Below are 20,148 nucleotides of genomic sequence, written 5' to 3'. Positions count from 1 at the left end.
ATGACCGAACGCCGTGCCGACCTGCGCAATCGCTGCGACGCGCAGAATCGGAGCGGGACGGAAGACCCAAGTTTCCCGAATATCGGGACCGTACTGATATTCGACCGACCTCGCTCCCGCCGAGCGCGAGTCCCGACCGAACACCACCAGTTCGTAACGCCTTTACATCGCCCGTGGGCAAGGCCGGCTGTCACAGGACGAACAGGACGAAGACGATCGCGACCAGCACGAGCGCCAGCCCGACCACTGCTGCGACCAGCCACGAACTTCGGGAGGTCGAGTCGGCGAAGGCTTCGTCCTGCGCGGTGGCACGCGGTTCCGGTGATGTCGCGACGGCCGTTCCACCCGAGACGCGCCCGGGGGAGGCGCCGACCGCCGCGGCAGACGCGGGCGCTGTGGTGCGCTTCGGTCTCGGCGTTTCGGCTGCGTCGGGCAGTGGCTCACCGACGACGGCGTCGATCACCTCGGTGACGTCGTAGGAGGGCGGGAGTCCGATAGGGGTGACCCGGTGCGTCGTCGGGTTGAACCCCGCTGCGCGAATGGCCGCGCCGAGGGCAGCTGTCTGCTCCGGGCCGGGGCCGACGACACACCGCACGTCGAACTTCTCGCTCACCGAGGTCGCGAAGCCGCGAATCGCTGCTGCGTCCCGTGCGATCAGCCCGTCACCGGTGACCACGACGGCGTCGAGGTTGCTCGGCAGCCATCCGAATGCACCCAGCGCGGTGGCGATCTGGGCGGAAGGGGTACCCCCTGATCCGAAGCGGAATGCCTTGCCTGCTTCGACTCCGGAACGGATCAACGCAACCGTCGCACCCGTGTCGTCGACGTGATAGATTCCGACCAATTGCCCAGGCCGCTCGGCAATTTCGGACTCGAACCAGGCGGCTGCCGCCTCGGCGTCCGACACCAGGGACAAATACGACATGTCGGCGTAGTCGAGGGCGTCGCGCAAGGCAGCGACCGCAGTCGAGTCCCAGCGGGTGGGGTACGACGCCATGATGTCGGGGGCACCGCCGGTTCGCCCACCGTGGTCGGGGAGTGGTTCACACTCCCGGAGCAGGCAGCGCATGGCACCTGCGACCAAGTCTTCGGCGCGGTACCGGGCGGTGTCACCCACTGCGACGCCGGCAGGGTCACCGACCCGCGAGAGAAACCCCGACACGGTGTGGGTCTGGCCGAGGGTCTGCGGTGCCGAACCGCCGAGGATCGCGGTGCCGTCCGGGCACATGTGCAGGACGGTGTCCCTGACGATCACGACAGGGTCCGGTGACCCCGGGTCGTTCGACGCGACCACCGCTGTGGACACGACACTGCCGATCCTGAGCCCGACTCCCATGGACATGCAAGTACCCCTATTCGTGTGCGAACGGATGGTGAATTCCGCCTGGCCGTCCGACGCGCTCGGCGCGGCCACAAGATGTACATCCTGCTACCCGGACGGGCGTGTGCCCGCCATCACGCGCGGCGTGGCGGCGTCGTGTCGCTCGCATTCACCACTTTTGATGGATACGTCGCCGGAAATCGTCACGAAGACGGGTGTGCCGCGAGTGGAGTTCGCCATTCGCTCTCGTTGTCCGAGAGCCAGCCGAGGAGATGCTCGGCCTCCTGGGGGTGACGCCCCGTACCGGCGAGCAGGTCGGCGAAGGCCTGAGTCGGGGCCACCAGTCGAACGTTCTCTCGGAACAGGGTGCGCTCGAACACGGCCGCTGATCGGGGGGTGGCGATGAGGACGTTGGCGCCTTCGTCGACGGGTCGCAACTGGAGGGCGGCGGCGAGTGCCTCGCCGTGGTCGGCGTAGATCTGTACCTGATGGGCCGGCGCGTACTCGATGAACGCTGCAGCAGCGACCGAACCCGTGACTGCGTACAGCTGATCTGCATGCTTCGCGAGGCCGGTGAGGACGGACGCGACCCCTTCGGGTGCGAAGTAGCCGACGGTAGGGGCGTCCTTGAAGCTGGCGTCGCTGCTCCAGGCGCGCAACATCTGCTGCCATCGCACGCTGGTGACGGGTCCGCGGGGGAGTCGCGCGAGGAGATCGCGTTCTTCGAGGGTTTCGACAACCCGATAGGTGGCGCCCGTGGAGGCGCCGGAGAGCCGGACGAGCTGCGGAACGGTGAGCTGACCGGAATGGTCGGCGAGCGCCCGCACCACCCGCGCTGCCGGGTCGCCGGTCAACTGAGCAGCGGGCCTGCCGGGGCCTCGCCATGGATCGGCGTCGGCACCACGATCGCGCACCCAGATGGCGGGCCGGTCAGCAGACAGCGAGGTGTTGCCCGTGGCGTCGGCATAGGAGAGGCCGCGTGCATCGAGTTGGCGTCGCACCGGCTCCGAAAGGTAACGCGCGCATACGAAACCGTGATCCGAACTGGATAGGCCGTCCGCGAATCTCGCCGCGTCGCCTGCCAACACACCGCGAGCTGGGATGACCGAGAAGGAGGCCACTTCTCCGTTCGGCGCACCGACGAGTAGGCGTTCCGGGGCATCGGGGAGGGAGCGGGACTTACCGGACGTCAACGTCCAGCCGTGGGGGAGCGCAGCCTGAAGCGTCGCGATCGACCGGCGGTAAAGGTCGATGTCGCGCTCCGGCTTGGGAAACGGCACCTTTTGCTCGCGACCCGCGAATTCAGCATTCTCCTGGCTTGACACGTCCCGACCTTAACATCTGTCACAGACGGAATGAATTGAAAATCCGAATACGCGGCCCCCGTTTCCGACTACCTCGACGGAATCGGGGGAGTGGGCCTGTCGGACGTCGATGCCCGGCGGTGGGAGAGTGCCCGTGCGCCTCTGTGGAAGCTGGAGCTATCAGAAGGGCGCACGGTGGCATCGAACTGTGGCAGAAATCGGTACGACGTCAACCGTGACGCCGCCCTTTCGGGTCGAGACGAGGCGCATTCTGCTCGCCACGGTGAACTCCTGGCGTTCCTTTCGACGCGCATAATCTGTCCTTGACGGAACATATCAGTTTACCGAACTTCACTTGGCCCGCTCAGACCTCGGCCGACTGGCTGAGTCGAGACGAACACTCCACTTCACACACACTCACATTCCCACCCGCAACGGCGGAACGGCCGGCAAGCTGTGGGACCACGGCGGCAGAGCAATTGTGTACATGAAAGGGTCAGGCATGTCGAAAGGGCAGAAGCCGCATCCGAGTCCGCCAGCAGGATGGTCGATACCGCTTTTCACCGTGTTGCCGATTGTCGTTCTCCTCGGGATGCGGTACGACACGCCCAGTTGGCTGTCGGATATGACGGCTCCGGACGAACTGCTCGTCGGCACATTGCTGAGTCTCGTACTGGCCATCGCAGTCCTTCTGTGGATGATTCGCACTCTGCAATTCGTCGGGAGAGACCAGCGATGGTCCTGGTGGGTAGTTGTCTCGCCGACGGTTGTCATCACCGGCGTGGTTCTGTGCATAGTGGTTCCCGCATAGAACCCCCCCCGGTTCCTCTTCGAGGGGGCGGGGTGTGGCGCAGCTTCATGGTTCGCTAAGGCGTTGCAAGCACAGCCCGCGCCCCGTGCGGACTTTCGGGCGTGGCCGCGCGATCCGGGCAGGTGGTCACCTGGGATAGCCTCGGCTCCGAGCGGCAAGTCCGGGAGTGGCACGGTGAGCGGGATGCCGGCCGAAGCGAGGAGAGATCGACGATGAGTGAACGCACCCCCAGCCAGTGGGAGGAACTCGCGGCCGCCGACCCAGCGCATTCCGCGTGGTACGTGGAGCGGTTTCGAACGATGGCGGCGGAGGGGAAAGACATCTTCGGGGAGGCGCGTCTGGTCGACGCGATGCTCGGCCGCGGCGGTCGGATCCTCGATGCGGGGTGCGGCCCGGGTCGCTTGGGTGGCTATCTACACGAGGCCGGTCACGTCGTGGTCGGTGTCGATGTCGATCCGGTATTGATCGCTGCGGCGGAGGAGGACTATCCCGGTCCGACGTGGCTGGTCGGTGATCTCGCCGAGTTGGATCTGCCGGGCCGCGGGGTGGGAGCCGACTTCGATGTCATCGTGTGCGCAGGTAACGTCATGACCTTTCTTGCACCGTCCACGCGGGAAGCGGTGTTGGCAGGCTTCGCGCGCCATCTCGGCCCTGCGGGCCGGGTGGTTGTGGGTTTCGGCGCCGATCGTGGTTACGAGTTCCCACAGTTCCTGACCGACGCCGCCACCGCCGGTCTCGCGGTGGATCTGCGACTGTCGACGTGGGATCTGCGCCCGTTCACCGACGAGTCGCAGTTCCTGGTTGCCGTGTTCTCGCGCGCCTGAGTGATGTCTCCTACGGGGATCGCGGCACCGCCAACTCCATCAGTCGATTCGCCGGAGTAGGTGCGTGTCGGTGATCGGGTGCCTCACAAGCAGCCCTGCGCACCGAGCCTAGACGCGCAGGGTCAGATTCCCCTCCCGCACGGAGGCGGGATAGGCGCGTACCGACGCGACGCCCTCCGACGTGCAGGCTCCGGTGTCGAAGGAGAAGGCGTACTGGTGCAGCGGGCACATCACGACCGCGTCGTCGATTTGTCCGTCGGCGAGCGGACCGCCCTTGTGGGGGCACACGGCGTCCATGGCGCGAACGGTGCCGTCGGACAGCAGGAACACGGCGATCTGACGGCCCTGCACGACGTACGTGCGGCCCTCCCCGGGTGTGAGGTCGCTGACCGGGCCGAGTGCGATCTCCGATGCACCCTCGATGGTCGCGGTCATCGGACCGGCACCTGGGGGAGCGGGAGCAGAGGAAGCGACGGCGCGAACTGTGCCGGCGATTTGGGTGCGCTACGTTCCTTCCACGGATCCCGGTAGCCGTCGACTGCCGTCTGAATGCGCTCGTCCAAGCCTGCCACGATGTCCTCCTCGTCTCGGACCAATACCGCCTGAAGGTGTTCGAGTCCAACCCTCGGCACGAAGTCGTAGGTGCGCTCGAGCCATTTCGCGTTCTCGCGGTAGTACTGGATGAACCGGCCTCCGAGTTCCAGTACGGCCTCGGGTGATTCGACGGTCGCCAAGAGGTCGCCCTTGCGCACATGGGCTCCCGCGGCGCCTCCGATGTAAATTTCCCAGCGGCCGTCACCAACGGCGACGACTCCGAAGTCTTTGCACAACGCCTCGGAACAATTGCGGGGGCAGCCGGCCACCGCCAATTTCAGTTTCGCAGGCGTTTCCAAACCTTGGAAGCGCTCCTCGATCGCGATGCCGAGACTCGTCGAATCGCCCAGGCCGTACCGGCAGAAGTCGGTGCCGACACAGGTCTTGACGGTGCGCATGCTCTTGCCGTAGGCGAATCCGGACGGCATGTCCAGATCACCCCACACCTGGGGAAGGTCTTCCTTCTTGATGCCGAGGAGGTCGATGCGCTGTCCTCCGGTCACTTTCACGAGCGGCACGCCGTACTTGTCGGCCACATCGGCGATCTTGCGGAGTTGTTCCGGCGTGGTGACGCCGCCCTTCATCTGCGGGACCACTGAGAACGTCCCGTCGCGCTGGATGTTGGCGTGCACGCGGTCGTTGATGAACAGCGCGCCGCGCTCGTCCACCCAGTCAGGACCCCAGATCGTGCGAAGCAGTGAGGCCAGTGGCATCTTCGCGGACGCGTCCTCCTTCGCGTCCGTCGCGAGCTCGGCGAACACCTGTGACACGGCGCGGAGATCGCGTTCCCGGATGGTCGCGATGAGTTCGGGCTTGGTCATCGGGATGCAGGGTACGTACCAGTCGGCGGACGGGTCGACTTCGAGCTCGCCACCGGCTGCGGCGGCCACGATATCGGCGACGAGTCCCTTGCACGACCCGCACCCCTTCCCCGCCCGGGTCTGCGCACACACCGCGGACAGGGTCTTCGCGCCGGAGTGCACGCATGCGACCAGATCACCCTTGCTCACGCCGTTGCAGTTGCACACCTGCAGGTCGTCGGGCAGATCCGCGGCGCTGGCCGCAACGCTGGGCGTGCCGAGGTCGAAGAGCATGCTGATGCGTTCCTCGGGCAGGGGAACCTTCCCGTCGAACGCCTGGGTGAGGTAGCCGGCTTTGCTGATATCGCCCATGAGCGTGGCGCCGATCAGCTTTCCGTCGCGGACGACGAGACTCTTGTATGTGCCGCTGCGGGGTTCGTAGTACTGGACGAATTCGTCGTCGACCGTTTCCGGGCCCTTGACACCCATGGCCGCCACGTCGACGCCCGCGACCTTGAGCTGGGTGGTGGTGCGCGAACCGACATACGCGGCTTCGGGATTGGTACCGGTGAGAACTTCCGCGAGGATCACGGACTGCTCCCATACCGGGGCGACGAGGCCGTAAGTTTCACCGCGGTGTTGTGCGCATTCACCGACGGCGTACACCGAACCTTCGTCCTCGCAACGCATCTGGTCATCTACCACGATGCCCCGCTCGACGACCAGTCCGGCCGCCCGGGCCATTTCGGCGTTGGGACGAATGCCGGCAGTGACGACGACCATGTCGGCGTCCAGAGTGCTGCCGTCGACGAAGGAGACGCCCGTGACACGTCCCGCGTCGTCGCGCAGTACCGCAGTGGTACGCATCGACGTGTGGACTCCGACACCGAGTTTCTCGATCTCGGAGCGGAGCATGCTGCCGCCCCGCTCGTCGAGCTGCTGGTTCATGAGGTGCCCCGGGGAGTGCACCACGTTGACGGTGAGGCCTTGGGTGCGGAGCCCGTAGGCGGCCTCGAGTCCGAGAAGCCCGCCACCGATCACGACGGCGGACACGTCGTCGTGGGCCTGCGCCATCTGCAGCATGCCGTTGGTGTCGGCGATGTTCCGGAATCCGAACACCCCGCGGGCGAGCCGCCCGTCGGATTCTCGGAGGCCATCCATGTTGGGGAAGAACGTGTTGCTTCCGGTGGCGATGATCAGCACGTCGTAGTCCACGACGCGGCCACTTTCGCACGTGACGGTCTTCGCGAAGCGGTCGAGCGCCACCGCGCGATCACCGGCGTGGAGGGTGACGCCGTTGGCGGTGTACCAGCCCATCGGGTTGAGGATCAGATCCTCGTCGTCGACGGCCGCCTCGCCCGAGAGGACGTGCGAGAGCATGATGCGGTTGTAGTTGCCGTAGGGCTCGTCGCCGATCATGGTGATCTCGAACCGCTCGCGGCCGCCGCGGTTGATGATTTCCTCGACGGTGCGTGCGCCGGCCATACCGTTGCCGACGACCAGCAGCTTGCTCGAACTCGGTGTGTTGGCCATACGACGAGGTTCCGCTCCCGCCGTGTCGTAACGGCTGCGCGGACGTTACATGGGAATCAGGAACACCTCACAGGGTCCGCGAAGGTTGTGTCAGACGGGGGAGTTGTCCCGTGGCATGAACAGGGGAGCTGCCACCGCGAGCAGCACGGCAGGAACCAGGAAGCCCGCTGCCGGGGATATCGCATAGACGGGGGTGAGGGTAATCGGTGCCAGCGCATTGCCGGTGAACCGCAGTGCCTGCACCACCGAGACCGCCCCGCCCCGATTGGGTCCGGAAGATCCGAGGACTGCTGCGTTGACGCCGACCAGGATGAACTGACCCGCCGTTCCGGCTGCAAACCAGGCCACGGCCACGACGGCGAGGAGGGAGATGGTGCCGGCAGCAGCGATGAGCGCGGCGCCGGCGACTGCGCCGATCACCACGGCGGCGCGTGCGCCGATCTTGTCGATGACGCCGCCCACGAGGCGGGCCGTGAGGATTCCGGCTACTCCGAATCCGGTGAGCAGGAGGCCTCGCTGGGTCGGGCTCAGGCCGAAGTCGTCCTCGGCGCGGAAGGCCACCAGAAAGCTGAGCCCACCCAGGGCTCCCCAGCCGAGCAGTGCGACGACACCCATTCGCAGTACTGGGAGGGTGAGCGCGTCGCGCAGGCGTGGGCGCGCGGCCCCCGGTTCGTCCGGTGCAGCGTCGGGTATTCCGATCAGCCCGAGGGCCGCTGCGACGAGGGCGATGACGAGAAATGACAGCCGCCAGTCGATTTCCGCGGTGAGTCCGCCGACGAGCGGTGCGCTCGACTGACCTGCGGCTTGGAAGGCGCCGAAGATTCCGAGGGAACGTCCGAGGTGCTTCTTCGGTGTGGAGGCGGCGAGCGCAGCCAGTAGCAGGGGCGTGGTGAACGAGTTGGAACATCCCTGCAATACCCGCGCGCCGAGGAACAACGGCAGTGTGGGCGCCACGAAGCACGCCAGCGACGACACCAGGTAGACGGCGTAGGCGGCCCGGACGGTCCGAGTGCGACCCCAGCGGGCCCCTAGCGTTCCTGACACGAGCATGACCAGCGCGAACGGAAGCAGGTACGCCGTCAGGGAACTGGCGGCGGCTGCGGCGTCGACGCCTAGATCGTCACCGATCTCCGGGAGGATCGAGACGACGACGCCGCCGCCGAACGGGCCGAGGAAGCCACCGCCGTAGAGGGCGGTGCGTTGCAGGGCAGAACGAATCGATTCGGGGGAGCGCCGCGTCACAGCCCGAAGCTGCCGGGCCCACGCCGGCGCAGGTACCGCTCGAACTCAGCCGCCAATGCGTCACCGTCGATCTTCGAGATCGCCTCGGAAATGTCGGTCTCGGCATCGCCGCGTTCTTCGAGCGAGCGGACGTAGTCGCCGATTTCCTCGTCGTCGGCGGTCATCTCCGTGACGGCTTCCTGCCAGTCGTCGGCCTGGCTCGGCAGCTCGCCGAGCGGAACCTCGATGTCGAGGACGTCCTCGACACGCTGGAGCAGCGCGACTGTGGCCTTGGGGTTCGGCGGCTGCGAAACGTAATGGGGGACGGCCGCCCAGAACGACACGGCGGGTACACCGGCCCGGACGCAGGCGTCCTGCAGCACCCCGGTGATACCGGTCGGCCCCTCGTACCGCGTCTGCTCGAGTTTGAATCGCTCGGCGGCCTCACTGCTGTACGCGCTACCGGTGACGGGAACGGGACGGGTGTGCGGCGTGTCAGCGAGGAGAGCCCCGAGGATGACGACGGTGTTGATCTCGAGTTGGTCGATCAACTCCAGCAGGTCTTCGCAGAAGCTGCGCCAGCGCATGTTCGGTTCGATTCCGCGCAGCAGGACCACGTCGCGCTCACTGCCGGGCGGAGAACACACGGACAGGCGGGTCGCCGGCCACACGATCTCCCGGGTGACGCCGTCGACCTGCCGGACGGTGGGGCGATTGACCTGGTAGTCGTAATATTCCTCGGAATCGAGCTCGGCCAGCGGCTGGGCGTCCCAGGTCAACTCCAGGTGTTCGACCGCTCCACTCGCGGCGTCGCCGGCGTCGTTCCAGCCTTCGAAGGCGGCGACCATGACAGGGTCACGCAGCACGGGAACGCCACTGTCCTCGGCACCGGCATCGGCGGTGTCGAGGGCGTCGTCGTCGCGGCCCGCGGGCGTGACAGGGAACTCACTGGAACTCACCCACCCAGCCTACGGCCAGCATCCGCCCCGACGCCCATTAGTCTGGACGGCATGTCTGCGCCATTCCACACTGCCCTGCTCGATGCGTTGAACCAGCGCGTTGTGATCGGCGACGGCGCCATGGGCACCATGTTGCAGGCCGCAGATCTCACTCTGGACGACTTCCTGGGCCTCGAGGGCTGCAACGAAATTCTCAACCACACCCGCCCCGACGTGCTGAAAGAGATCCATCGCGCGTACTTCGCGGCCGGGGCAGACGCCGTCGAAACCAACACGTTCGGCTGCAATCTGCCCAACCTGGCGGACTACGACATCCAAGATCGGATTCGCGAGCTGGCCGAAAAGGGTACCCGGCTGGCGCGTGACGTCGCCGACGAGATGGGCCCGGGACGCGATGGCATGGGTCGGTTCGTGCTCGGATCGATGGGCCCGGGAACCAAGCTGCCGACACTCGGCCACGCTTCGTTCGCGAGCCTGCGCGACGCCTACGCCGAGGCCGCGATGGGGATGATCGACGGGGGTGCCGACGCAATCCTCGTCGAGACGTGCCAGGACCTTCTGCAGGTGAAGGCCGCGATCCTCGGCAGTCGGATGGCGATGGAGAAGCTCGGCTCGCGGCTGCCGATCATCACGCACGTCACAGTCGAGACCACCGGAACGATGCTCCTCGGCAGTGAGATCGGTGCCGCGCTGACAGCTCTCGAACCGCTCGGGATCGACATGATCGGCCTCAACTGCGCCACCGGTCCCGCCGAGATGAGCGAGCACCTACGGCACTTGTCGAAGTACACGTCGCTGCCGGTGTCGGTCATGCCCAATGCAGGCCTGCCCACCCTGGGAGCCAACGGGGCGGAGTACCCGCTCACAGCCGAGGAGCTGGCGGAGGCGCTCAGCGGTTTCGTCTCGGAGTACGGGCTCGCGCTGGTGGGTGGTTGCTGCGGCACAACCCCGGAGCACATCCGGCAGGTAGCCGAGGCGGTGCGTTTGGTCGAAAAGGCCGAGCGCAACCCGGTGCGTGAGTCGGGGACGTCCTCTCTCTACACCGCGGTTCCGTTCCATCAGGATGCGAGCATCCTGATGATCGGTGAACGCACCAACTCGAACGGTTCCAAGGCGTTCCGTGAGGCGATGATCGCGGAGGACTACCAAAAGTGCCTCGACATCGCCAAGGACCAGACCCGCGACGGTGCTCACATGCTGGACCTCAACGTCGACTACGTCGGCCGCGACGGCGCCGCCGACATGGCAGCTCTCGCAAGCCGTTTCGCGACGGCGTCGACGTTGCCGATCATGCTCGACTCCACCGAGCCGGCCGTGCTGCAGGCGGGCCTCGAGCATCTCGGAGGTCGCTGCGCCGTCAACTCCGTCAACTACGAGGACGGCGACGGGCCGGACTCGCGGTTCCAGAAGATCATGCGGCTGGTGAAGGAGCACGGCGCCGCCGTGGTCGCCCTGACCATCGACGAGGAGGGTCAGGCACGGACCGCGGAGCACAAGGTCCGCATCGCCGAGCGCCTACTCGAAGACATCACCGTGAACTGGGGTCTCGACGAGTCCGACATCATCATCGACGCGTTGACGTTCCCGATCTCCACTGGTCAGGAGGAGGTGCGCCGGGACGGGATCGAGACCATCGAGGCGATCCGGGAGCTGAAGAAACGGCATCCTCGGGTGCATTTCACCCTCGGTGTGTCGAATATCTCATTCGGTCTCAACCCGGCCGCACGGCAGGTGCTGAACTCGGTGTTTCTACACGAGTGCACCGAGGCGGGTTTGGACACCGCGATCGTCCATGCGTCGAAGATCCTGCCGATGGCACGCATCCCCGACGAGCAGCGGGAAACGGCCCTCGACCTGGTCTACGACCGTCGCAGCGACGGCTACGACCCGTTGCAGAAGCTCATGCAACTCTTCGAGGGTGTCTCGGCGGCGTCGGCGCGCGAATCCCGCGCCCAGGAACTGGCTGCCCTGCCCCTGTTCGAGCGACTCGAGCGGCGCATCGTCGACGGTGAACGCAACGGCCTCGACGAGGACCTCACCGCGGCGATGGAGGAGAAGCCGCCGCTCGCGATCATCAATGAGACCCTGCTGTCCGGCATGAAGACCGTCGGCGAACTCTTCGGGTCCGGGCAGATGCAGCTCCCGTTCGTGCTGCAGTCGGCCGAGGTGATGAAGGCGGCCGTGGCGCACCTCGAACCGCACATGGAGGCCACCGACGAGGACGGCAAGGGCCGCATCGTCATCGCCACCGTAAAGGGCGACGTCCACGACATCGGCAAGAACCTCGTCGACATCATCCTGAGCAACAACGGCTACGACGTGGTGAACCTGGGCATCAAGCAGCCGATCGCGACAATCCTCGATGCCGCGATCGAGCAGAGGGCCGATGTGATCGGCATGTCCGGTCTGCTAGTGAAGTCGACCGTCGTGATGAAGGACAACCTGAAGGAACTCAACGCCAAAGGCGTCGCGGAGAAGTTCCCCGTGCTCCTCGGCGGTGCCGCCCTCACCCGTTCCTATGTGGAGAACGATCTCGCCGAGGTGTACGAGGGTGAGGTCAGTTACGCGCGGGACGCCTTCGAGGGTCTGCACCGGATGGACGAGATCATGGCGTTCAAGCGCGGCGGTGGACCCGATCCGGACAGCCCGGAAGCGATCGCGGCCCGCGAGAAGGCGGCCGAACGCAAGGCTCGCCACGAACGGTCCAAGCGGATCGCCGAGAAGCGGAAGGCTGCCGAGACGCCGATCGAGGTGCCCGAGCGGTCCGACGTGGCTACCGACATCGACGTCCCGAATCCGCCGTTCTGGGGCAACCGGATCGTCAAGGGCGTCTCGTTGTCCGAGTACTCGGGACTTCTCGACGAGCGTGCGCTGTTCCTCGGACAGTGGGGTCTGCGCGGACAGCGGTCCGGCGACGGTCCCACCTACGAGGAGTTGGTGGAGACCGAAGGTCGCCCCCGACTGCGGTATTGGCTCGATCGCCTGAGCACGGAGGGCATCCTCGCGCATGCCGCGGTGGTGTACGGATACTTCCCGGCTGTCTCCGAGGGTGACGACGTGGTGGTGCTCGCCGAGCCGAAGCCCGATGCCGAAGAACGGTTCCGGTTCACGTTCCCTCGTCAGCACCGTGACCGATTCCTCTGCGTCGCCGATTTCGTCCGCTCGCGGACCGAAGCGAAGGAGACCGGACAGGTCGATGTGTTCCCGATGCAGTTGGTCACTATGGGACAGCCGATCGCGGATTTCGCGAACGAGTTGTTCGCCGCCAACGCGTATCGCGATTACCTCGAGGTGCACGGCATCGGCGTGCAGTTGACGGAATCGCTGGCCGAGTACTGGCATCGCCGGGTCCGGGAGGAATTGGTGTTGCCTGGCGGACACAATGTGGCGGAACAGGACCCGTCGGAGGTGTCCGGGTTCTTCGATCTGGCGTACCGGGGTGCCCGCTACTCGTTCGGCTACGGCGCCTGCCCGAACCTGGAGGACCGGGCCAAGATGGTGGCTCTGCTCGAACCCGAGCGGATCGGCGTGAAGCTGTCCGAGGAGTTGCAGTTGCATCCGGAGCAGTCCACGGATGCGTTCGTCCTGCACCATCCCGAGGCGAAGTACTTCAATGTCTGAGCTGGGCAACGATCTCGCAGGTGTTCTGTGGGACATGGACGGAACCCTGCTCGACTCGGAGAAGATGTGGGATGTCGCGGTGCGGGAGTTGTCGCTGCACCTCGGCGGTCCCATGACCGAAGAGACACGGCTGAAGACGATCGGTGCGTCCAGTGCCAATGCGCTCGGCGTCATCTTCGACGCTCTCGGCCTTGCGCAGGATCCGCGAGCGCTGGCCGAGGCCAAGGAATGGATGTTCACCCGGGTCGAAGGGTTGTTCGCCGACGGCATCCCGTGGCGCCCCGGCGCATTGGAGGCCCTGCGCACGGTGCGCGAGCACGGTTTGAGTGCCGCCCTGGTGACCAACACCGAGCGTCGTCTCACCGAACGCGCACTCGAGACCCTCGGGCGTGAACACTTCGACCACTCGGTGTGTGGTGACGAGGTGCCCTTCGGCAAGCCTCACCCCGACCCGTATCTGCGAGGCGCGGAGCTGCTGGGACTGGACCCCGCACAGTGCCTCGCCATCGAGGACTCACCCACCGGCGCCGCGTCGGCACAGGCCGCCGGATGCGTCGTCCTCGTCATCCCCTGCGAGGTCGTCGTACCGGAGGCTCCGGGCCGGGTGTTCCGGGACAGCCTCGAAGGCCTTACGGGCATTGAACTCGGCGAGTTGTGGTCGCGGCCGCGAGCGCAGTCGAGCGCCCTGCGGCTCTAGGTATCCTGGTTTCCCGTGGCCGTACCGAAAATTGTGCTGTTCTATGTGTTCACACCGCTCGCCGACCCGGAGGCGATCCGGCTGTGGCAGCACACCCTCGCCGAGGCCAATGACCTCACCGGCCGGATCCTCATCTCCGAGCACGGCATCAACGCCACAGTGGGCGGCGACATTCGGGACGTCAAGCGGTACGTCAAGGGCACCCGAAGCTACGCACCGTTCCGGGAAGCCGACATCAAATGGTCCGACGGGCTCGGCGACGACTTTCCCCGACTCAGTGTCCGGGTGCGGCCGGAGATCGTGTCCTTCGGTGCGCCCGACGAGTTGAAGGTCGACACGTCCGGGGTGGTGGGCGGCGGCACCCACCTGGCGCCACGTGAGGTACACGACCTGGTCGAGGGACGGGGCGACGACGTCGTGTTCTTCGACGGCCGCAACGCCTTCGAGGCGGAGATAGGCCGATTTCGCGGCGCCGTCGTCCCCGCGGTGTCGACTACCCGAGACTTCGTGCACGAACTCGACAGCGGGAAGTACGACCACCTCAAGGACAAGGCAGTGGTCACGTACTGCACGGGCGGAGTGCGCTGCGAGGTGTTGTCGTCGTTGATGCGCTCGCGCGGTTTCGGCGAGGTGTATCAACTCGACGGCGGCATCGTTCGATACGGCGAAGCCTTCGGTGACACCGGCCTGTGGGAGGGGTCGCTGTACGTCTTCGACAAGCGAATGGCCGTGAACTTCAGTGACCAGGCAAGCATCCTGGGCCGCTGCACCGAATGTGGGGTCCCCACGTCCCGTTACGAGAATCTGCCCGAGGATCAGGGACGCGCGCTCGCTCTCGTGTGTGAGAGCTGCACGGCCGAAGGCCGGGTCGGCTGACATGGCCGGTGCCCCGCTGCCCGTCCGCAACGGCCTCGGACCGGACCGCATTCGGATGCCGGCCGACGTCGACACGAAGACCGTTGCCGATTTTCTCCTGCGGACCTATCCCGACGACAGTGCGCACTGGCTCACGCTGATCGACAGCGGGGGAGTGGTCGACGAACACGGACGGGTGGTCGATCGCCGAACGCGGTACTCGCCGACTCGCTTCGTGTACTTCTACCGTGACCCCGCCCCCGAAATCCCGGTGCCGTTCGACATCGACATCCTCCATCACGACGACCGGCTCGTCGTGGTCGACAAACCGCACTTCCTCGCGACCATTCCGCGTGGCGCCCACATCACCGAGACCGCGGTCGTGCGACTGCGAAAGACCCTCGATCTCCCCGAATTGACGCCGGCGCACCGGCTCGACCGGATGACGGCGGGTGTGCTCGTATTCCTCGTCCGGCGAGAGGACCGTCGACCGTATCAGGAGTTGTTCGCCTCCCGGCAGGTGACGAAAGAGTATGAGGCACTTGCCGACACCGATCCGACGTTGACATTCCCACGCACCCTTCGCAGCCGCATCGTGAAGGAACACGGAGTGATGACGGCGACCGAAGAACCGGGGGAGCCGAACAGTGAAACCGTCATCGACCTGATCGAGTCGAGGAACGGTCGCGGACGCTACCGTCTGCTGCCCAGGACGGGTCGCACACACCAGCTGCGGTTGCACATGTCTTCGCTCGGGTTGCCCATCGAGGGCGACAACTACTACCCGACCTTCCGCCGTTCCGAGCCCGGGAACTTCTCTTCGCCCCTGCAGTTGCTGGCACGGGCCATCGAGTTCACCGACCCGGTGTCGGGTGCGGTCCGCCGGTTCGAGAGTCGCCGCACTCTCGGGCGGTGACCGGTTCCGAGGAGACCGCGGTGGCGTGAAACAATGGGTCCTCGTGAAGACCTTCGAATCCCTGTTCGCCGAGCTGACCGAACGCGCCGCCACCCGTCCCGAGGGCTCCGGCACCGTTGCCGCCCTGGACGCCGGCGTCCATTCGCAGGGAAAGAAGATCCTCGAAGAGGCCGGTGAGGTGTGGATTGCCGCCGAGCACGAGAGCGACGACGCGCTCTCCGAGGAGATTTCTCAGCTGCTCTACTGGGTCCAGGTGCTGATGGTGGGTAAAGGGCTGAAGCTCGAGGACGTCTACCGACATCTGTGATCGGTCGATCGAGCCTCTCTCTTCCCGCGTCTTCTCCGAAAGGACCCCTCTCATGCTGCGCGTTGCAGTTCCGAACAAGGGCTCGCTGTCCGAGTCCGCCGCCGAAATTCTCAGCGAGGCCGGTTACCGCCGCCGCACCGACTCGCGTGACCTGACCGTTCTCGACCCGGCCAACCAGGTCGAGTTCTTCTTCCTGCGCCCCAAGGACATCGCGATCTATGTCGGTTCGGGTGAGCTCGACCTCGGGATCACCGGCCGCGACCTTGCCCGCGATTCGGGTGCATCGGTCTCCGAGCGTCTCTCCCTGGGCTTCGGGCGGTCCACCTTCCGGTACGCCGCCCCTGCGGGGAAGGACTGGTCGGTCGAGGACCTCGCGGGGCTGCGGATCGCCACGTCCTACCCCAATCTCGTGCGCGACGATCTGTCGGCCCGCGGCATCGAGGCCTCGGTCATCCGCCTCGACGGTGCTGTCGAGATCTCGATTCAGCTCGGTGTCGCGGACGCGATCGCCGACGTGGTGGGGTCGGGACGCACACTGCGCCAGCACAACCTGGTCGCGTTCGGGGATACTCTCTGCGACTCCGAGGGTGTGCTCATCGAACGCGCGGGTTCGCCCGCCGACGATTCGGCCCGCAATCAGTTGGTGGAGCGGGTTCGGGGCATCGTGTTCGCGCAACAGAATCTCATGCTCGATTACGACTGCCCCAAGACGATCCTCGACGACGCGTTGAAGATCACCCCGGGTCTGGAATCGCCGACACTGTCCCCTCTGGCCGACGAGAATTGGGTGGCGGTGCGGGCGATGGTGCCGATCAAGGGACACAACGGTGTGATGGACGAGCTCGCCGAACTCGGTGCCAAGGCGATCCTCGCCTCGAACATCCGGTCGTGCCGCGCGCTGTAGACGTCGCGTTCCACTTCCCTTCCGCGCTCGCCTCCAACTCAGGGGCGGGCGCGGACCTGTACGGACTGGGCGATGCGACCGATCGCCCCGGCGTCGTCGTAGAGCACGCCCGCGCACATGCCCACGCCGTCGGGGCCGATGGACGTTTCGGCGCTGACCCCGACCCACTCACCCTCCGGTACCCGGAACACGTGCACCGTGAGGTCCGTGTTCAGGAACGTCCAGTGCGTCGGGTCGAGCTTGGATCCCACACCGTTGGCGATGTCGGCCACCGAGAACAACCGCTCGAGCGGGGTCATCTGCTCGCCGCGGACGAGGGCAGGTTTCGGCTTCGCCCACACCGCGGCGGGGCCATCGCCGCCGATCTCGGCGATCCATCGGTACTCGAGGGTGTCGAGGTACCCGGAACCAGGGAAGGTCCACACGGCGCCTTCGCGGCCGGCGGTCCGTGGTGGGAGGGGTGCGTCGGCGGTGTGGACCGTGTCGCGGGTATCGACGGTCTCCATCCGCCACCCGGTGGCCCTCGCTACCGCCCTCGATCGGCCGGCGGCATCGGCGGCCCACAGTTCCGCGACCACCAACTCCACCCTTCGGCCGGGACGCTGCACCCAGGAGCGGACCTCGAGTTCGGCGATCGGGATGGGGCCCAGGATATCGACGGCGACCCGGGTGACCCGGACGTCGTTCCGGGCGCCGCAACGCTCGAGCGCGCGGACGAGGAGCGCGGACGGGGGCGCGCCGTGTTGCATGGTGTCGGCCCACACGCTGATGGTCAGGTCGGTACTCGCGAACCGCCCGACAGTGACCTTCCGGTCCGGATCGGACGCTGCAGCGCTCAGCGATTCCGAACCGACCGGAACGTAGTAGGACTCCGAACTCATTCGACGATCTCCTCGAATCCTGGCGCGTCCTCGGCCGGACCTTCCGGCCATCCCGGATAGGGCGGCGGTGTTCCGCCGAACGACGGGCACAGGGCTTTATGGTCACACCAGTCGCACAGTCGGCTGGGCTTGGGGCGGAAGTCGCCGGTCGCACCCGCCGTCAGAATCGCCTTCCAGATGGCCGACAGCGTGCGTTCGAACCGCAGCAGTTCGTCCTCGTCGGGCGCGTAGGTGAGCACGATGCCGGAGGCCAGGTACAGCAGACGCAGCTGCGCGGGTACGATGCCCCGGGTCCGGAGCAGCACCAGGGCGTAGAACTTCATCTGGAACAACGCCTTGGACTCGCTCATTTCCCGTGGGGCGCGGCCGGTCTTGTAATCGACCACCCGCACCTCGCCGGTAGGCGCGACGTCGATGCGGTCGACGAAACCGCGCAGCAACACCCCGTCGTCGAGTTCCGTCTCCACCCGCAGCTCGCACGACTCCGCCTCGAACCGCGTCGGGTCTTCGAGACCGTAGTAGGCGACGACCAGAGAGCGGGCCTCGTCGAGGAACGCCTCGCGCTCGTCGAGGGGTACCAGATCGATCAGTTCGGGTGCCTCGGCGAGCATCCGATCCCACGAGGGAGGGATCAGGTCGACGGCGCGCTCCGGGACACGCTCGGCGGCGGGCAACCCGAACAATGTTTCCAGCGCCGCGTGCACCACCGTGCCCTTCACCTGCGCCCGCGAGGGTGCCTCGGGGAGTCGGTCGACGGCCCGGAAGCGATAGAGCAACGGGCACTGCTTGAAGTCACCGGCCCGGGACGGGGAGAGCGCGGGGCGCCTGCGGGTTGCCGGCCCCAGTTCGGTCTGTGATGGGGAACCCGTTGTCACAGGGGCTGACGACTCTGAGATGCTCACACCTGGCAGGGTAGGCGCCTGGTCCGACAGTCTCGTCGTGGCCGCCGGCGAGTACGACGAGCCGGAACGAACAGGTTGAGGAGTCGTTGACACATGGTAGGACGCGAAACGCGACCGAGCGGACCGTTTCGGGTGGGCGATCGCGTCCAACTGACAGACGGCAAAGGCCGGCATTACACGGTCAACTTGGAAGCGGGCAAGGAATTCCACACCCACCGCGGCGGCATCCTGCACGACGACTTGATCGGCACGGACGAAGGCAGTGTCGTCAAGTCCACCAACGGCACTCCCTACCTGGCGTTGCGGCCGCTGCTGGTCGACTACGTCCTGTCGATGCCGCGCGGCGCCCAGGTGATCTACCCGAAGGACGCCGCACAGATCGTGCACGAGGGTGACGTGTTCCCCGGTGCGCGTGTGCTCGAGGCGGGCGCCGGATCCGGGGCACTGACCTGTTCCCTTCTTCGGGCGGTGGGACCACAGGGCCGGGTCATCTCCTACGAGGTGCGCGACGACCACGCCGAGCACGCGGTCCGCAACGTCGAGACCTTCTTCGGGGAACGGCCGGACAACTGGGATCTGACAATCGCCGATGTCGCCGAGTTCGACGCCGAGACGGCGGGTGGCCAGGTGGACCGGGTCGTTCTCGACATGCTGGCGCCGTGGGATGCCCTGCCCGCGGTGTCGAAGGCGCTCGTTCCGGGAGGCGTCCTCGTCGTCTACGTGGCTACTGTGACGCAGCTCTCCAAAGTGGTCGAGGCGATGCGGGAGCAGGAGTGCTGGACCGAGCCGCGTTCGTGGGAGTCGATCGTGCGCGGCTGGCATGTGGTCGGCCTGGCGGTGCGCCCCGAGCACCGGATGCAAGGCCATACCGCGTTCCTCGTCAGTGCCCGGCGCCTCGCCGAGGGCACGGTCACCCCCAAGCCGCAGCGCAGGTCCGGCAAGGGCTGACGGACGGAAAACGGCGGCGCCCGAACGGGCGCCGCCGCAGAAACGGTCCTTCGGGTCTGTTCTAGCTGCAGCCCGTTCGGGCCATGCCCAGCAACGCGCAGGTGCTCTCGTCCGACAGCTTCCAGGTGCCGTCGACGTTCTCCCATGTCCACGGGGTGGGAGCGGCGGTGCCGTGCGGACTCGTCACCGCGACGTTCGCCGTGGCAATATCCCCGTCTACCTGGACGTCTGCGACGGCGAACGACACCGGGTAGTTGGCCGTGGCAGCGGTCATGGCCTCGATGTTGGAGCGGCGCTTCTCACCCTCGACCACCACGACGGTCTTCTCGTTCACGGGGCGCGCGGGATCGACGAGGACCTGGAGCGTCGTGAGCAGTTCCGCCGAACTTGGCGCGGCAACGGAATCCTGGTCCGCGGTTGCGGTCGCGGCGGCGGTGGCCGTCGTGGCGGTGGCCGGCGTGGTGTCGTCGGACGAGCACGCCGACAGTCCGAGCGCGAGGACGACAGCGCCCGCGGCGACCGCGGCCTTGCCGACGAAGGAGGTGCCGATCAGCGGAGTGCGGATTATCACAACGAGCCCTTTCGTTACACCAGAAGAGAGAGAAACTGCTCAGCAGGTAGGTAAGGCTAACATGATGGAAACTGGAGGTTCGGGACTCTCGTTGGCCGATTCGCAATCGGCAGATTCCGTGTCACGGCGCAGAATTCGGGCGGTGCCGGTAGCGTTGATAGATCTTCATTGGGAGGAGA

Annotated in this window: 18 protein-coding genes; 9 read left to right on the top strand and 9 right to left on the bottom strand. The window is 66.3% G+C overall.

Annotation, left to right across the window (positions count from 1 at the left end; genetic code table 11):
* Nucleotides 1-190 precede the first annotated feature (190 nt).
* Both NOF53_RS13090 and NOF53_RS13085 read right to left on the bottom strand, forming a co-directional pair.
* Nucleotides 191-1,342 (bottom strand): hypothetical protein, encoded by a 1,152-nt coding sequence (locus NOF53_RS13090; protein ID WP_255968880.1) that lies wholly within the window; start codon nt 1,340-1,342, stop codon nt 191-193.
* 182 nt (nt 1,343-1,524) lie between these two features.
* Nucleotides 1,525-2,646 (bottom strand): helix-turn-helix domain-containing protein, encoded by a 1,122-nt coding sequence (locus tag NOF53_RS13085; protein WP_255968878.1) that lies wholly within the window; start codon nt 2,644-2,646, stop codon nt 1,525-1,527.
* Between the two features lie 481 nt (nt 2,647-3,127).
* Between NOF53_RS13085 and NOF53_RS13080 the strand changes: the two genes are divergently transcribed.
* Together NOF53_RS13080 and NOF53_RS13075 are read left to right on the top strand one after the other, a co-directional pair.
* Nucleotides 3,128-3,436: a hypothetical protein gene (locus tag NOF53_RS13080; protein ID WP_255968875.1), complete on the top strand. Its 309-nt coding sequence runs from the start codon at nt 3,128-3,130 to the stop codon at nt 3,434-3,436.
* A gap of 212 nt (nt 3,437-3,648) precedes the next feature.
* The gene (locus tag NOF53_RS13075) at nt 3,649-4,260 is read left to right on the top strand and encodes a class I SAM-dependent methyltransferase (protein WP_255968874.1); all 612 of its coding nucleotides are present in this window, start codon (nt 3,649-3,651) and stop codon (nt 4,258-4,260) included.
* A 108-nt stretch (nt 4,261-4,368) separates the two neighbouring features.
* On the opposite strand, the gene NOF53_RS13070 is transcribed toward NOF53_RS13075, so the two are convergent.
* From NOF53_RS13070 to NOF53_RS13055, 4 genes are all read right to left on the bottom strand, one after another.
* Nucleotides 4,369-4,695: a Rieske (2Fe-2S) protein gene (locus NOF53_RS13070; RefSeq protein WP_255968872.1), complete on the bottom strand. Its 327-nt coding sequence runs from the start codon at nt 4,693-4,695 to the stop codon at nt 4,369-4,371.
* Nucleotides 4,692-7,187: a nitrite reductase large subunit NirB gene (gene nirB, locus NOF53_RS13065; RefSeq protein WP_255968870.1), complete on the bottom strand. Its 2,496-nt coding sequence runs from the start codon at nt 7,185-7,187 to the stop codon at nt 4,692-4,694. The genes NOF53_RS13070 and nirB overlap by 4 nt, the downstream gene beginning before the upstream one ends.
* A 90-nt stretch (nt 7,188-7,277) precedes the next feature.
* Nucleotides 7,278-8,429 carry an MFS transporter gene (locus NOF53_RS13060; RefSeq protein WP_255968868.1) on the bottom strand — a complete coding sequence of 384 codons (1,152 nt, stop codon included), beginning with the start codon at nt 8,427-8,429 and terminating at the stop codon, nt 7,278-7,280.
* Nucleotides 8,426-9,367 carry a PAC2 family protein gene (locus NOF53_RS13055; protein ID WP_308213814.1) on the bottom strand — a complete coding sequence of 314 codons (942 nt, stop codon included), beginning with the start codon at nt 9,365-9,367 and terminating at the stop codon, nt 8,426-8,428. Before NOF53_RS13055 ends, NOF53_RS13060 begins: the two co-directional genes overlap by 4 nt.
* Before the next feature lie 51 nt (nt 9,368-9,418).
* Here NOF53_RS13055 and metH point away from each other — a divergent pair, with 51 nt between their 5' ends.
* The 6 genes from metH to hisG are packed head-to-tail and all read left to right on the top strand — an operon-like array spanning nt 9,419 to nt 16,667.
* The gene (metH, locus tag NOF53_RS13050; protein ID WP_255968866.1) at nt 9,419-12,988 is read left to right on the top strand and encodes a methionine synthase; all 3,570 of its coding nucleotides are present in this window, start codon (nt 9,419-9,421) and stop codon (nt 12,986-12,988) included.
* The gene (locus tag NOF53_RS13045) at nt 12,981-13,685 is read left to right on the top strand and encodes an HAD family hydrolase (RefSeq protein ID WP_255968864.1); all 705 of its coding nucleotides are present in this window, start codon (nt 12,981-12,983) and stop codon (nt 13,683-13,685) included. Before metH ends, NOF53_RS13045 begins: the two co-directional genes overlap by 8 nt.
* A 15-nt stretch (nt 13,686-13,700) precedes the next feature.
* Nucleotides 13,701-14,561 (top strand): oxygen-dependent tRNA uridine(34) hydroxylase TrhO, encoded by an 861-nt coding sequence (gene trhO, locus NOF53_RS13040; protein WP_255968862.1) that lies wholly within the window; start codon nt 13,701-13,703, stop codon nt 14,559-14,561.
* A 1-nt stretch (nt 14,562) separates the two neighbouring features.
* On the top strand, nt 14,563-15,456 hold the full coding sequence (locus tag NOF53_RS13035; protein ID WP_255968860.1) for a pseudouridine synthase: 894 nt from the start codon (nt 14,563-14,565) through the stop codon (nt 15,454-15,456).
* A 25-nt stretch (nt 15,457-15,481) separates the two neighbouring features.
* Nucleotides 15,482-15,763 carry a phosphoribosyl-ATP diphosphatase gene (locus NOF53_RS13030; RefSeq protein ID WP_201453570.1) on the top strand — a complete coding sequence of 94 codons (282 nt, stop codon included), beginning with the start codon at nt 15,482-15,484 and terminating at the stop codon, nt 15,761-15,763.
* Between the two features lie 52 nt (nt 15,764-15,815).
* A complete protein-coding gene (gene hisG, locus NOF53_RS13025; protein ID WP_255968857.1) occupies nt 15,816-16,667 on the top strand; it encodes an ATP phosphoribosyltransferase in 852 nt (283 codons plus the stop codon).
* A gap of 38 nt (nt 16,668-16,705) precedes the next feature.
* On the opposite strand, the gene NOF53_RS13020 is transcribed toward hisG, so the two are convergent.
* A complete protein-coding gene (locus tag NOF53_RS13020) occupies nt 16,706-17,548 on the bottom strand; it encodes a thioesterase family protein (protein WP_255968855.1) in 843 nt (280 codons plus the stop codon).
* Nucleotides 17,545-18,450: a RecB family exonuclease gene (locus NOF53_RS13015; protein ID WP_255968853.1), complete on the bottom strand. Its 906-nt coding sequence runs from the start codon at nt 18,448-18,450 to the stop codon at nt 17,545-17,547. The genes NOF53_RS13020 and NOF53_RS13015 overlap by 4 nt, the downstream gene beginning before the upstream one ends.
* Nucleotides 18,451-18,543: 93 nt before the next feature.
* Here NOF53_RS13015 and NOF53_RS13010 point away from each other — a divergent pair, with 93 nt between their 5' ends.
* Nucleotides 18,544-19,398, top strand: coding sequence for a tRNA (adenine-N1)-methyltransferase (locus NOF53_RS13010; protein ID WP_255968852.1), 855 nt, complete (start codon nt 18,544-18,546; stop codon nt 19,396-19,398).
* 61 nt (nt 19,399-19,459) lie between these two features.
* Here NOF53_RS13010 and NOF53_RS13005 read toward each other — a convergent pair whose 3' ends face one another.
* Nucleotides 19,460-19,969, bottom strand: coding sequence for a WKL family lipoprotein (locus tag NOF53_RS13005; RefSeq protein ID WP_255968850.1), 510 nt, complete (start codon nt 19,967-19,969; stop codon nt 19,460-19,462).
* Nucleotides 19,970-20,148: the final 179 nt, after the last annotated feature.

This window comes from Rhodococcus tibetensis (assembly GCF_024438035.1).
Classification (GTDB): Bacteria; Actinomycetota; Actinomycetes; order Mycobacteriales; family Mycobacteriaceae; genus Rhodococcus_F; species Rhodococcus_F tibetensis.
Note: the sequence above shows the minus strand (reverse complement) of the source record. Positions and strands in the feature narration are given on the sequence as shown.